Consider the following 16,192-nt stretch of genomic DNA (forward strand, 5'->3'; position numbering starts at 1 on the left):
GAACAGAAATGGTACAAGGCAATACAAAGAAACTTTTTACAAGATTGTTTACCGCCGCGTTTCTCGTTTCCACCCTCATGGTGCCGATGCCCGCCCGGGCTTCGGTACCAGCCGGGGAGGATAAGATCGAGAAAGCTCTGTTGAATGAGCTGAAGCCGGGAAAAAGCGCGGATGTTATCGTCAAGATGAAACAAGCCTCGAACCTGGAGCGGGCACTGCTGCAGCGCAAGGATCTGCTGGGAAGAAAACTGTCACCCATTGAACAGAGAAAAACCGTGATCAGTGAGCTGCAGGTGACGGCGGCGGAATCACAGGCCGGTCTGCTTTCGCTGGTAAAAGCGAAAAAGTCAGCCGGAGCCGTGGAGTCCTATCAGTCCTTCTACATCATTAATGCGGTACAGGTCAAAGCCGATGCTCAGGTGATCAAAGAGCTGGCGGAGCTGCCCAGTGTCGAAAAAATCTATAAAAACAGCATCGTACCGCTGGAGGAACCCCTGAATCCTTCCGCTGGAACAAAGTCCAATCCGGCTGAACTGGAATGGAATATAAAAAAAGTTCAGGCTGATAAAGTCTGGGATGAATTTGGAATCGACGGCAGCGGTGTACTGGTAGGGGTCATAGACTCTGGAATCAATGCCATGCATCCGGCACTCAGAACCAAATTCAAGGCCTGGGATCCATCCACCCAGTCCTTTGATCCGGCGCTTCTGCCGGAGAGCTTTAAGGACTTCACGGGCAACGAAACCACGCCCTATGACGATCCCATGGTTCCTCACGGATCCCATGTCTCGGGAATTATAGCGGGTAGTGAAGCTGATGGCACCAATCAGATCGGTGTCGCTCCCGGAGCTCAGCTCATCGTCGGGAAGGCTCTGACCGCCATGGGCGGCAGCGATGCCGGACTTCTGGGTGCGGCAGAATGGATGCTTGCCCCCGGAGGAAAAGCTGAAAACGCCCCTCGCATCGTCAATAACTCCTGGGGCGGAGGAGCCAACACCGATGAATGGTTTAACGAGGTAATCGATACCTGGAGAAAAGCCGGAATTCTGCCTGTGTTTGCTGCCGGCAACCAGCGTCCGGGCGAACCTTCCCCCTGGCCCGGATCCCTCTCTAATCCCGCGAATGTGCCTGGTTCCTTTGCCGTTGCGGCAACGGATGCTAATAACCAGCGCGGCAGCTTCTCCTATATCGGACCCTCACTGTTTGATCCGACGGGTAAGGTTATTAAGCCAGACGTGGCCGCCCCGGGTGTTTCCATCCGTTCCAGCGTGCTGGGCGAAGACTACATGTCGATGGATGGAACTTCCATGGCTGCTCCGCATGTAGCAGGTGTCGCTGCTCTTATTCTTCAGGCAAATCCCTCGCTGACTGTTGAAGAAGTCGAGGCGATTTTGCGCAAGACGGCCGTCCCGCTGAAGGATCGCCAGTTCCCAACAGCGCCCAATATGGGCTATGGTCATGGCAATATTAATGCCTACGATGCCGTAGCGGAAGCCCTTGGGATCGGAACCGGGAAAATTACCGGCAGTATCCTGACCGGTGGAACGGACCTTACTCCTCCTAAAATGACCATCAATTACCCGAAAGAGCTGTATGCCAATCAGCCCATACCAGTATCCCTTACACTGCAGGACGATGTGGGAATCACAAAGACCTCTTTGAAGATTCGAAAAGCCGGTTCCGCTCAGTGGGACAGCGTAGAGCTGGAACGAACCAGTGGAACAGATAAGCACGGAGACTATCAAGCCCTGCTGGAGGGCAGCCAGGCAACTTATCCCTACGTCGACCTGCTGGTTGAAATCAATGATTTCGGAAATCATTTCGACTCACAGATTCTGCGGCTGGATTTGAAACTGGGAATTTTGCCGGGCAGCTACTTCAACGACTTTGAGCATTCCACCACCGGCTGGAAATTGGAGAATACCTGGAAAATCGGCCAGCCGAAGGATTCTTTAGAACCATCGCCATATTCCGGAAAGCAGGTTTTGGGGACCAATGTCGGTGAAAATTCAGCGGAACCTCACCCGGGTCGGACTCCGGTTCCGGCCCCCCCACCGAGCGAAGAAGGTGGAGTCAAGGATCCCGGAATGGAGTATCCCAAGGGGGACTTCATCGCTTATGTGCCGCCCATGGACTTGAGAACTGCGACCGCGGAACAGGCGGTTCTCAGCTTCGCTTACGTGTTCAAGAACAACCCGGCGACAGCTCAGGCTGTTGTGGAAGTTTCAAAGGATGGGAAAAACTGGAGTACGGTCAAATCCCTGGAAAAGACCACAACCGGTTGGAAACAGACACAGGTTGACCTGTCCGACTTCTGCGGTTTCGAAAAAGCTCTGACGGTCAGGTTCCGGATTAATCTGGACGGATCTTCGATGGCAACAGGACTGTATCTGGATGATGTTCGACTGGGCAAAGAAACCAAGGTGAACGCAACTGCGACTTTATCAGCTTCTGCCACCGTGCAGGATGATGGGATGAATCAGGCAACAGTGGCATTTCCGGATCATACCCTTCCCATTCAGGGAACCCTGCGGGTATTGGAAACCGATCGAATCGTAGACAATGATTCCCTGGGATCATTCACCATGCGCCACGCGGTGGAGAAGTCATCCAGCAAATGGACGCTGGAAGCATCCGCCTATGGTTACAAAACCGAGCGGCGTTCCATCACCTTTGGCCCAAATGAGACCATAGAGGAAAATTTCATTCTGGTGCCGCTGCAGCGGGATGACATCAAAATCAAGGTGACTAATCGCCTGACGGGCGAACCCATCCCGGAGGCGCAGATCCGTTTGACGGATGATTCCAATTACAAACCAGCCCTGTCCTCCGAGTCAGGAGAAGGCACTCTGACGGATGTCTATGAAGGTGCTCATACGCTTCGGGTCTTTGCTCCCGGGTATGATGTCAGTGAGAGCAGAATTCAGGTATTTGCCGATGACAACGATATAATTCAGATCCGACTGAACCCATACCAGGGTCAGGAGAAAATATTGAATTACGGCGATCCGGGACTTGAGACCTGGTGGCGCGGATTGGCCTTCCTGGATCCTGGAATTGGATTTGTGATGCGCTTTACCGCGGAAGAACGAGGCAAAGTCAGCGCGGTGGAAATGGCTTTTACAGACCGGCATCCGGTAGCGAAGGGGTCAGAGATCGGCATTCTCGTCCTGGTAAAGAACGAAAAAGGCAATTTTGTGCCTGCGGCAGAGCCGTTCGTAGCTTCCGTTGAAATCGGCCATTACAACCGAATTTCCCTGGAAGCCCTTGATGTGTATGTGGAAAAGGGTGAGGACTTCTATCTGGGAACGTATCAGGTTCATCCGCAAAAGGATAGTCCGGCGCTGGTCTTCAAGCCGACTTACGATGATCCGACACCGACCCGGCGATCCTACGCCTGGGTAGGAGATCTGATTCCGTTTGAGGATCCTGCCCTCGAATTATGGGATCTGGCACCGGCCATTAAGGCTGTCATGACGGAGGGGGACCGCCTGCCTTCGCCACTGGAGACACCAGTACTGACCAACCGGGATTATCTGACCTACACGAAGGACAATGTCATCGACCTGAAGGGCACAGCTCCGGCGGGTTCGACCGTGACCATCCTGGATCAGGAGACCGTTGTGGACCAGATTCGAGCAACGGATGGATCCTTCACTTGGCGGGCAACCTTAAACAAACCGACAACCAAACTGAGATTCCGGTCCGAAATGGCCGATCGCCAGTCGTATCTGAGCATGCCATACTCCCTGGTGCTGGACCAGACCGAACCGGTTGTGGAGATTGAAACGCCACAGGATGCCATCACCGTGCAATCCTCACAGATCACACTGCGCGGTACGGCTCGGGATGAGCATATCGAATCCATTCAGGTCAATGGCAAACGGATTGCCCTTGCAGGCGAAACCTTTGAACAGACTCTTAAGCTGCAGGAAGGGGACAATGAAATCGCAATCTGCGCAATGGATCAGGCTGGAAACAAAACACTGAGGAAAGTAGCTATCCGATATGACCGTCCGACTGAGACGGATCCACATCTGGAGATTCGGGAGATGAAGCCTCAGAGCGATGTTTCACTGAAACCGGGTGAAGCGACGGTTCTCTCCTTCAGCGGAACACCGGGCATGAACGCCTTCTTCCAGCTGACCGCTCCTATGGGGCTGTCGGCTCAGAGGGACCTCAGAGTTCCGATGCAGGAAGTGGCTTCGGGACAATATGAAGCAACTTATACTGTTCCAGATAATCTCAGTGGAACATTCCAGGTGAATTTCCACCTTGCAGTGGAAGGCTATGAAACGGGTGCAACTGCCCAGGGACGCCTCATCATTGACGGGTCCCTCAGTCCCAGACTGACCCGCATCTTTGGGCTGAACCGCTATGCCACTGCCGTTGAAATCTCCAAACAGGCATTTGACACCAGCAAGGTAGTTTTGTTGACCGAGTCGGAGATTCTGGCTGACTCCGTTCTGGCTGGACCCCTGTCCGTTGCCATGAACGCACCGGTTCTTCTGACCGGGAAAAATGACATTCCAAAGGAAACTCTGGCGGAGATCAATCGGCTGAAAGCCGAGAACGTATTGATTCTGGGCGGCAAGCTGGCCATCTCCGAAGAGGTGGAAACTGCGTTGGCAAAAGACTTTAAGGTCGAACGCCTGGCCGGAGCGACCCGGTTTGATACCTCGGTTCTGGTAGCCCGGAAAATTCACGAGCTGACAGGAAACGACAGTTTCTTTGTTACCAATGGCCATGCGTTTGCGGATTCACTGGTCGTAGGAGCCGTCAGCGGCAACGCTGGACAGGGTACCACTCCGATCCTGTTTGCGCAGAAGGACGAGGTTCCCGTTCAGATCCGCAATTATCTCAATACCGGGACCTGGAAAAAAACCTGGGTCATCGGCGGCAGCAGTGTACTGTCTGAACAGGTGATGTCCGCGCTCAAGCAGTATCAGCCGACTCGTCTGGCCGGAGCTACTAGATATGCCACTGCTGCTGTTATTGCCAGACAGTTCACGCCAAACCTGACGCGTCTGGCACTGGCGGAAGGCAGCCGCGGACTCGATGCCCTGACCAGCGCGGTTTATCTGGCTAATCACACCATGCCCGTACTGCTGACTCAGAAATCAGAAATTCCGCAGCCGGTGAAAGATTGTCTTTCCGCCGACTTGTTTGAAGTATTGATCCTGGGGGGACCATCCGCGATTGCAGAAGAGGCAGAAGCTCAAATCAAACTGCTTCTCAGCAAAAACTAAGCCTGAAGCTTACGGATTACGGGGCGGGCAGTCCTTCGGGTCTGCCCGAACCACTCCGAATCAGCCCAACGAACTTCATAAAAGCCATTACAATGAATCTCACTTCTACCATTACAAGGAACTCTACAACTGCTGTTCATTCTCATTGAAAAGGAGACTCTATGAAAAAGAATGTTTTTAAGCGAATCCTGGCAACGGTTCTGGCGTTATCGGTCATCCTGCCTGGCGGCTCGCTGACTGTCCGGGCGGAATCTGCGCCAGACCAGGCATCGGATCAGGATTACGCAGTGAAGCGCGCCCAATCACTTGCCCGGGAACATCAGACCAAGGGGATGGAACTTCCCGAAGTCAAGGAAACCGATCCCAATGAAACCGTCCGTGTGATCATCGAGTTCGAAACTGAACCGGATCGTGTGGCAAAAGCCAAAGGCGGACTCAGTACCTTATCCCGAATCGGGCGGGAGCAGGAAGCTTTCTTCCGGCAAGTGAATCAAAGCGGAATGAAATTCAAGAAACTTCATACCTTCCGTCATGTCTTCAATGGAACCAGTGCCATGGTTCAAAGAAAAGACATCAGTCGCCTGGAGAAATTGAGCGGAGTGTCCCATGTTGCGATTTCTCAGGAATATCAACGGCCGGAGCCCCTGATGGCCGAGTCGGGAAAAACCGTGGATGCTCCCTTTGCCTGGAATCTGGGTTATACCGGAGAAGGTCTGGTCGTAGGAATCATTGATTCCGGTTTTGATACGACACACAAGGATTTTAAACTCACCGTACCGGAAAACGGGAAACTCAAACCCCAACATCTGGTGGGAAAGAATCTTCCGGGCAAGTACATCAATGAAAAATTCCCCTATGGCTTTAACTATTATGATCAGAATGATATCCTGCTGGAAGCGGGCGTCAGTCACGGTCAGCATGTGGCAGGCACCGTTGCTGCCAATGGAACAGTAAAGGGAATCGCGCCCGAAGCCCAATTGCTGGCATTGCGGGTATTCTCCAATGATCCGCTGATGTCGACCACTTTTGATGATATCTACATCAAGGCGATTGATGACGGAGTAACCCTGGGAGCCGATGCGTTGAATTTGTCACTGGGTTCTCCCGCCGCCTTTACTCCCTGGACGGAGACGTCGCTGGACCGCGCTGTTGCCAACGCAAGGAACTCCGGCGTAATGGTTGCCATCGCCGCCGGAAACGACCGGAACAGTGTCTATGGCCACAAAGATACCCGGCACACCGAGAACGGTGAAAAAATGCCTCGAACAGCTGCTTCATGGATGCCGGATCAGGGGGTTATGTCTTCCCCGGCCTTGACACCGGAAAGTCTGGCCGTGGCTGCCTGTGAAAAGACTCCCCACGTCTGGGATGAAATCTCCCTCAGTGTTGAACTCCCAACCGGACCGGCCAAGCGGGATATCCTGCCTGCTGCCTCCAGTCCGAATCCGGTCGAAGTGCTTGGCGGGAAAGAACTTGAATATGTTTCTGTTGTATATGGATATCCTCAGGATTATGAGAAAGTGGATGTCCAGGGGAAAATTGCGCTGGTAATGCGCGGTGAACTCATGTTTACCGAGAAACTGGCCAATGCCGAGGCAGCCGGCGCTGCCGCCATCCTGATCTATGACAACACTTATGGCGACATGCTCAATATGCCGGGCGGGGAATCGGCCAAGATTCCCTATATGTTCACGGACATTGCCACAGGCCAGCTGCTGGAAAACATGCCGGAAGGCAGCCGAAAACTCAGTTTCCAGGGCGTGAAAGCCCAGAATCCCAGCACTCTGATGGCTGATTTTTCCACCTGGGGTTCAACCAATGACCTGCGCCTGAAGCCGGAGATTACCGCTCCCGGATCCAATATCAATTCGCTTCAGAACGGCAATGAATATGGTGTAATGTCAGGAACCTCCATGGCCACTCCGCACGTTGCGGGGGGAACCGCGGTGGTCAAGGATTACTTGAACCATAGCAAAACTTTTGAAAAGCTGACGGAAATGGAAAAAATCTCCCTGGCTAAAGTGTTAATGATGAATACCGCTGATATTCTGTTTGAGGGAAATGCGGCCCGCAGCCCCAGAGTACAGGGTGCAGGCATGATGAATCTCAAACGGACCATCGAAACCACTGCCCTGATCACCAACCCCAAAACCGGAGAAGCGAAAATTGAACTGAAGGAAGTGAGAAAACCTGCTTTCGGACTCAATCTGGCAGTTCGCAACTTCGGGTCCACCAGCGCAACTTACCAGACTCAAGTTATTTTGCTGACGGATGAAATCAATGCCAAGGGCGATTACACCGAGCTGTCGCGGAACGTTAAGTTCAAATTGACCGGCGGCGAACCACTGACCGTAGACGCCGGAACAGAGAAGCCCCTGAATCTATATGTTGATTTCTCGGAAGATTCGATTTCAACCGAGCAGTTCATCGAAGGGTTCGTGATTCTGACGGATGAAGCCGGCAATAAGAGTTCCGTTCCGTTCATGGGATTCTACGGTGACTGGAACAAGCCGTATCTGCTGGACAATTTCATATCGAATGATGAAGTCGGCCAGGATCCTTACGGTGTACCCTACTTTAATTATTCCGCTCTGCTTGGATCGTATCTGATGGAGATCGCTCCTGGTTTCTTCTTCCCGCAGTATAAGCTTCATCGGAACACCGGTCTGGCTTTAAATCCGGGGACAGAAGTAGCCAAACTGACCGGAAATGGCATCATCGTACCACATCTCTCTTTTGTCCGAAGTGCGGAAACGTTCAGTTTCTCCATTCTGGATGAATCCAAGACCAAGATCTTCAATATCGGAACCATGAAAAATGTAGCCAAGGTCAACAGCATTTACCGGGGCGCTCCTTCCGCTCGCACCTTCGGTCAGGGAACCTGGGAAGGCAATCTGCGGGATGGCATGATTCCTGAAGGCAAGTATTTCTATGAAATGAGGGGCCGCATCAATTATGAGGATGCACAGGATCAGGTAAAACTGGTTCCCTTCATCATAGACTACAGTGCACCGATTGTAAAAAATATCAAGCTGGACGGGAATTTCCTGAACTTTGAAGCGACGGACGGACCGACTGACCGCAGTGCCGGTGTCAGAGAATTTGTTGTCTCCACTTCCAAAGCCAAGGCGGACTCGGACCTCCGTGTCACTCCGACGGAAAACAACGAGTACAGAGTTGATGTGTCCAGTCTTCTCGGAGATGAGGTCAGCGAATTGTACATCTTCTCGTTTGACACGCTCTATAACAGTGCAATGACAACCGTTGACGTAAAGGCACCGCCTGTGGAAGAGAATCGACCGGTGATCTTCATGTACAGTCCTGAACAGGTTTCTCGCACCACGGATGTGACCGTCCAGGGATATGTCTTTGGAATTCAGCAACTGGATCGAATTGAGCTGATTACAGAGGACAAAACGATTCCCTACGAAGCCGAATATGTCGAGAATGAGACCATTCCCAATCCCAGTGATCCTTGGGGAGAACCCATTTACGAAGGACCGGTCTGGGTGATCGATGCGGTTGTACCGATGAAAGCCGGCCGCAGCTCCCTGAAGGTTCTGGCGCGAGCTAAGGATGGAACCGAAAATTCACTGATTCGCTGGGTTTACGTCGATGATGGGGCACCAGTTCTGGATGTGAAAGTAATAGACAGGGATAAAAACTCAGAGACGGCAACGTTTGAGATTACCATGCGGGATGCGTTGCCGGCACTGCGCCTGATGCTGAATAAGGAAGAAATTTTCAACTATGATGGTTTCGACGAATCAATCGAAGAAGTAGTTCGAACCATGGAACATGAAGTGCCGTTGAAGGTGGGTGCCAATGAGTTCAGCTTTGCGCTGACGGATGCCTTAGGAAACCTGACAGAGCACAGTGTAACCATTGAGCGGAGCGAATCCGTAGAACGGGTAAAGCGCATCGCCGGTGACACCAGATATCAGACGGCCATCGAAGTCAGCCAGTCTGCATTTCAATCTTCAAACTGGGTCGTAGTTGTCAGCGGGGAATCCGCGACGGATTCATTGCTCGCCGGACCTCTGGCGGTGCGGCTGAAAGCACCGATTCTTCTGGCTGGAAAGAGCGGCCTGAACAATGAACTGGTGAACGAAATCAAGCGCCTGGGTGCAATCAACGCAGTCATTGTAGGAGGAAACCTTGCGGTTTCGGAAGACATTGCTACCGGCTTGAAGGATCTCGGTCTTCGCACCGAACGTCTGGGTGGTAGAGACCGATTCGAAACTTCTGTGCTGGTAGACGCCAAAGTTCGCGCGATATCCAGAGTGTACGATAAGGCAGTCATTGCCAATGCCTACACCGTGTTTGATGCGTTGAGCATGGGGGCCAGTGCCGGCAAAATGGGCGTGGGCATCCTTCTCAATGATGGAAATACCCTTAATAGTATTGAGACCGCATTAGCCAAAGTTCAGACCGTCATTCTCCTGGGAGGGGAGAAGGTGGAAACAAAGGCAGTGGAAGATCTTCTCGCAAAGAGGAACATTAAGGTGGACCGAGTCTGCGGAGAAACTCGCTATGCAACAGCGACAGCTATTGCGAAGCGGTTCTACACTGCTCCGAAAGCAGTCATTCTGTCCAACGGAGTCAAACCCTTTGACGCATTGGCTGGCACCGCACTGGCAGCCCGCTACGATGCAGCGCTCTTGATTACACCCGCGGATGAACTCCACAATTCCGTGAGAGAGTATTTGGACCTGACAAATCCTGATGCGGTTTACCTCCTGGGCGGTGAACAGGCCATTCAGGAAATTGTTCGCAGTGAAGTGGAGAAAGTCCTGAAATAGAGACAAAAAATTAACCATTAACCGGATGTTTTCATCCGGTTTTTTCTACTTGTAAAAAGCTCAACTTAATTCATGCCAGCTAAAGGCTCAATCGGAAGATCCATAATTTCAGAATGATCGTTGAATCTCAAAAAAATGAAACTTGGTTTTTATCAACAGAGATAAAAGGGCATAGCTTCAATTGTTAAACGGTCACCACAGGAGTCACAAACATGGTCAAAGCAGGAGTTCCAGCATGAGTCGCAGAAAGGCCTTAGCGATATGGACAATAGAATGGAATCGGAGAGGCATTCCCGGGACAGACGTGTCAGAAATCCCTGGGAGAATAGTTGGACTCTATTATGAAAAAAACAAAATCTGAACTGGCTCTGCAGTAAACAATCACCTCCAAGGCGGCTCTTCATGGTATACTGATGAAGTATGAACAAGATTGAATGATTCGATTGATGGGCATCAAACTATCCAGTAAACAATTTCATTGGACTCAACCTAACTTCATGGGCATACCAATTATTATTTCATATCGACTTAATAGTTCGGGATTTGTTGGTGTGACAATGATCGAACATTTTACACAGCGAAATGAATCTGGTTGTTGGTTTAGGCATTGGATTTTATTTTCGATGAAAAATATGAATTTGTTGATGACGTTTCTAATGCCTTAAAACCATAAATTGGTCTCGGCAGAACTTCAGCAACATCCTGTGTTTCCTGAGGGACTTGAATCGGTTTATTGCGGAAATCTGACAATGGCTCAGGTTGCGGCAATAATCAAATCCAACGTCCTTATGGTATAGCTGTTTGTTTCTTTTCCCGTCGCACCGCGTATCACAGCGCAAGTTCGTGGGAGCCGCCGTCGCATTCCGGATGCGGTCATAGCTTTGGCCGCCCAGACCGTCGCCTGAACTTATGGCAAGCTGCAACAAAACGAATAGGGGTAGTTTTTCGTAGGCCTGTGCGGAATACGATTGTTGCTTGCTTTCTGCCGTCGTTTCATACAACTCACTACAGAAAACAAGGAGTCATGATGAAGAAAAATCTATTCAAACGAATCTTGTCGACCGTCCTTGCACTCAGTATCGTGGTACCGGGGGGTGCCATCACTGCACGTGCAGAATCCACCAATCCAACTCCGAAAAGCCCTGAAAAAGTTCAGGCAGCGGATCGTATCAGCAAACTGGCTGAGAAGTATCGCAGGGATGAGCTTGATCGGGAGAAGCCAGAAAAAGTTGATCCCAATGAAGAACTGCGTGTCATCGTAGAATTCGCTACTCAGCCGAACAAGGTCTCATTATTCAAATCAGGCACCAGTTCACTGAGCAAAATCGCTGCGGAACAGTCCACCTTCTTCAAGGCAGTTTCCAGCAAGGGAATTGAGTTCAAGAAATTAGATACGTTCCGTCAGGTGTTCAACGGAGCCAGTGCCAAAGTATTGCGCAAAGACATGGAAACCCTCAAGTCCCTTCCGGGAGTTGTTAATGTCTATGTATCCCATGAATACTCCAGACCGGAGCCATTCATGACCAAGTCTGTCGGCGCGGTGAACGCACCGTATGCCTGGGACCTGGATTATACAGGCGAGGGTCTTGTCGTCGGAGTCATCGACTCCGGATTTGACACCTCCCATCCGGATTTTGTTCTCACAAATCCGGAGAAAGCTAAGATCAAGGAGAACAGCGCCGCATTAATGAATCTGAAAGGCAGATACATTAGTGAAAAGTTCCCTTATGCCTACAACTACTATGACCAGAACAATACAATCTACGAGTCGGGCGAAAGCCACGGTCAGCACGTAGCCGGAACCATCGGTGCCAACGGTGAGATCAAGGGCGTTGCCCCTGAAGCTCAGCTGCTAGCCCTGAGAGTTTTCTCCAATGACCCGCTCCTCTCCACCACCTTTGATGATATCTACATCAAGGCTATGGAAGACGGCGTCATGCTTGGAGCAGATGCCTTCAACCTGTCCCTGGGAGCAGCCAACGGCTTCACCACCTGGACTGAAAGCGCTCTGGACAAGGCTGTGGTCAATGCCAGAAATTCAGGCGTTGTAGTAGCCATCGCTGCGGGAAATGACCGCAACATGACGGAGGGCACCGGCCGCACCGCGGCTTCCTGGATTCCTGACCAGGGTCTGATGTCAACTCCTGCTGTTACCCGGGAAAGCTTTGTAGTAGCCGCAACCGACAAAACACCCCAGAAGTGGGAAGAAACCTTTGCTGAGTACACCAGCACTGCCGGTGCTCAGAAGAAGACGATACTGCCCGCTGAACTTAGCCCACATCCAGTGGATGTGTTCGGTGATACGGAAATGGACTTTGCCATTGCCGGCTACGGTTCGCCCGCAGAGTACGCATCAGCTAATGTGGCAGGCAAGGTTGCCGTAGTCTCCAGAGGCGGCGGTACACCGAACTTCATTGACAAGCTGGCGAACGCTCAGGCGGCCGGTGCGGTCGCTCTGATCATCTATAACCATTCCGATGGAGACTTGATCAGCATGGCCGGCGGCGAAAATGCCACCATCCCCTACCTGTTTGCCGATAAGGCAACGGGTGCCGACTTAGTCGCTCTGGCAGCGAAAAAGATCAAGTTCTCCGCTACTCCGGTAGAGACGCCCACCATTCAGATGGCTTCCTTCTCCACCTGGGGTCCCACCAATGATCTGCGCCTGAAGCCGGAAATTTCCGCCCCGGGTCAGTCCATTAATTCCACACAGAATGATGGCACCTATGGTCTGATGTCCGGTACCTCCATGGCTACGCCGCACGTTGCCGGCGGATCTGCCGTGGTCAAAGGCTACATCAACAGCAGCGAAGCGTTCAAGGATCTTTCCAAGCTGGATAAATCCTCACTCACCAAGAACCTGATGATGAACTCCGCAAAAGTTCTGTTTTTTGGCGGTGCTGCCCGCAGCCCGAGAGTACAGGGAGCCGGTCTGATGGACCTGGAAAATGCGGTGGAAACCAGAACACTGGCATACCACCCGACCACCAAAGAAGCAAAAATCGAACTCAAGGAAGTTCCGAACAAAGCGTTTGACCTGAACCTGACGGTTGAGAACTTTGGCCAGGACGAACTGTCCTACACATCGAAAGTATATGTCATCACCGATGATATCGAGGATGGTTCCTACACCGAACTGTCCAGAGAAGTCAAAGCAACCGTGACTGGAACCAAGGAATTCTCCCTGGCCGGCGGCGCGAAGAAAGCAGTCAATCTGCATGTTGATTTCTCCGAGGATGCCATCGAAACCGAGCAGTTTATCGAAGGGTTTGTTGTCATGACCGACAACAACGGCAGAACCACCACCGTTCCCTTCATGGGCTTCTACGGAGACTGGAACAAGCCGCAGATCCTGGATAACTTCTATCCCTATCCGGCCGAAGATCCGGATGGACCATCCTTCTTCGAATCCTCCGCACTGTTTGGATATTCCGAAGTTCAGGATGACTACTTCCTGCATAAGAATAACCGCATCGAACTCAATCCCGGCACTTTCGCCTCCACTTTGCTGGGAACCGGCGATGTCAGCCCGCAGCTGAGCTTCCTGCGCAACGCAGAGAAATTCAGCTTCTCGATCCTTGATGAGAACAAGGCTCCGATCTTCAAGATCGGTTCAACCACCTTCGTCAACAAGGTTGCCCTGCTGTATCGTCCAGGATTTGTCCCCTACACAAACCTGGCTGAAGGCGAGTGGAACGGCAAACTCCAGGATGGCTACATCCCGGAAGGAAAATACTTCTACGAGATGAGAGGTACCATCAACTACGAAAAGGCTGTTGACCAGGTGAAGCTGGTTCCGATTCTGGTTGATTACAGCGCACCGGTTGTCAAGAATGTCAAACTGGAAGGCGACACACTGACCTTTGAAGCCACCGATGGTCCGGAAGATCGCGGTGTCGGAGTAGCTCAGTTCATCGTTTCCAATTCCCAGACTGACAACAGCAAGGATATTGAAGTCGAAAAAACCGATGACAACAAATATTCCGTAGATGTTGCCGCACTGCGTGGCGATGAAGTGTTCGAACTCTACATTTATGCCTATGACAATCTGCTGAATGAAGGAGTCACAACCGTTAAGACTCAGGATTATCCCCAGGAAGAATATTCTCCGTTCATGCTCTGGCTTGAACCTACTGAAATTTCTGAAACAACAGATGTCCATGTTACCGCATACGTACTGGATGTTCAGTACATGGATACGATCCAGCTGATCACCGAGTCCAAGACTTACGATCAGGTCGGTGAATTCGTAGAAAACGGTCCGGTTCCGAATCCCAATGATCCGGAAGCACCTCCAATTTACGTTGGACCGCACTGGAAAATTGATACCACCATCCAGATGGATCCCGGTTTCCGCTCCCTGAAGCTCCTTGTCAGAGCTAAGGATGGCACCGAAGACTCCTTAATCCGCTGGATCTATGTTGATAACGGAGCGCCTGAACTGGATGTCCAGGTACAGGATCGCGACGCTGCTTCCGACAAGGCAGTTCTTGATGTCACCATGAGTGACGAACTCCCCTTCCTGCGTTTGAAGCTCAACAATGAAGAAATCTTCACCTATGACGGATTTAACCAGAAGATTGAAAAAGTTACCAAGACCATGTCCCATGAAGTTGCTCTGAAAGTGGGCGTCAATACGTTCAATTTCGTAGTGGAAGATGCTCTCGGACACAAGACCGAGAAAACGGTCGAGGTCGTCCGTGAGGAAAAAGTTGAAAACGCGGTTCGAATTGAAGGCGACACCCGTTATCTGACCTCCATCGAAGTCAGCAAGAAAGCCTTTGATCGCGCAGACTGGGTCATCCTGGTCAGCGGCGAATCCGCAACTGACTCTCTGCTGGCCGGACCGCTGTCCATTCGCCTGCAGGCTCCGGTTCTGCTGACTGGAAAAGCTGGTCTGACCAATGCTCTGACGGCTGAAATCAAGCGCCTTGGTGCAACCAATGCCATGATCATCGGCGGAGACCTCGTGGTTTCTCAGGCAACGGAAGAAGCAGTTGAGGCTCTCGGTCTGGATGTGGAACGCCTTGGCGGTGCCACCCGTTACGAAACTTCTGTGAAGGTTGACCGAAAAGTCCGCGATATCTCCAGAGTGTCCGACAAGGCCGTCATTGCCAACGGATCCACTGTTTTTGACGCACTCACCATGGGTGCAGCCGCCGGTAAGATGGGCGTTGGCATCCTTCTGAATGACGGAAAATCCAATGCCATGATCGAAGCTTCCCTGGAAGGCGTTAAATCCGCCATCCTTCTGGGAGGAACGAAAGTCGAGACAACTGCGGCTGAAGATGATCTGAAGGCAAAGGGCATCACGGTTGAACGTGTGGCAGGAGCTACCCGCTACGCAACGGCTGTTGCCATTGCCAATAAGTTCTATGCTGACCCGACCAGCGTCATCGTGACCAATGGCCTCAAGCCCTACGATGCCCTGTCAGCAGCCGGCCTCAGCAACAAGTACAACGCTCCGCTCCTGATCACTCCTGCAGATGAACTGAACGCTGAAACCAAGGCATACATTGAATCGGTCAATCCGAACAAAGCCTATGTTCTGGGCGGCAATCTGGCCATCACAGAAGCAGTCAGAGCAGAAATCGAACTGCTGCTGAACTAACTAAACATCTTAAAGGACCCGGAAGCATCGCTTCCGGGCCTTTTTCATGAAGGGGAGCAACTGAACTAACTGGTCAATTTTTGAACCGTTTCGGAAGCTTCACAGCAACAGATAGTGATTTTCGATCCGCTTGACAAATCAGAGTAACATGGTATACTTTCTTGGTGAGGCAAATTATGGCGCCATAGCCAAGTAGTAAGGCAGAAGCCCGCAAGGCTTCCATACTCCGTGTGCAATTCCGGATGGCGCCTCCATTAACCCTGATCCCTTACAATTTAAAATACCCTGGGAAGATCATCGCACTGATTCATCTTCCCAGGGTATTTTTCGCTTCCGGTCCAAATGGATAATGATGGCATCGAAACTTGGTTTGGATCCGCCTCGCAAGCCATGAAAGCCTCATACGGAATCGCCCACTGAGGGACATTATTCTATGGCAAGTCGACTTAATGGCAATAGTATGCACCAAGGTTGCTTCGCAGCCTCTGAGTCTGTTCCGGATGGTTCGAATGACCCGAGTACTCTGGGCG

Annotated in this window: 3 protein-coding genes; all 3 read left to right on the forward strand. The window is 51.5% G+C overall.

What is annotated here, in order from left to right; all coding sequences use genetic code 11:
• The first annotated feature begins 8 nt into the window (after positions 1-8).
• The 3 genes from P6M73_RS01750 to P6M73_RS01760 all read left to right on the forward strand — a co-directional run bounded on the left by P6M73_RS01750 (position 9) and on the right by P6M73_RS01760 (position 15,662).
• Positions 9-5,249 carry a S8 family serine peptidase gene (locus P6M73_RS01750; RefSeq protein WP_277854442.1) on the forward strand — a complete coding sequence of 1,747 codons (5,241 nt, stop codon included), beginning with the start codon at positions 9-11 and terminating at the stop codon, positions 5,247-5,249.
• A gap of 161 nt (positions 5,250-5,410) precedes the next feature.
• On the forward strand, positions 5,411-10,051 hold the full coding sequence (locus tag P6M73_RS01755; RefSeq protein ID WP_277854443.1) for a S8 family serine peptidase: 4,641 nt from the start codon (positions 5,411-5,413) through the stop codon (positions 10,049-10,051).
• A 1,027-nt stretch (positions 10,052-11,078) separates the two neighbouring features.
• Entirely contained in the window at positions 11,079-15,662 is a 4,584-nt protein-coding gene (locus P6M73_RS01760; protein WP_277854444.1) for a S8 family serine peptidase, read from the forward strand.
• Positions 15,663-16,192 lie beyond the last annotated feature (530 nt).

This window comes from Anaerococcoides asporogena (assembly GCF_029590275.1).
Lineage (GTDB): Bacteria > Bacillota > Clostridia > Clostridiales > Clostridiaceae > JG1575.

Coding starts and splice junctions, on each gene's coding strand:
- P6M73_RS01750 (WP_277854442.1), top strand. CDS start 9: ATGGTACAAGGCAATACAAAGAAACTTTTTACAAGATTGTTTACCGCC.
- P6M73_RS01755 (WP_277854443.1), top strand. CDS start 5,411: ATGAAAAAGAATGTTTTTAAGCGAATCCTGGCAACGGTTCTGGCGTTA.
- P6M73_RS01760 (WP_277854444.1), top strand. CDS start 11,079: ATGAAGAAAAATCTATTCAAACGAATCTTGTCGACCGTCCTTGCACTC.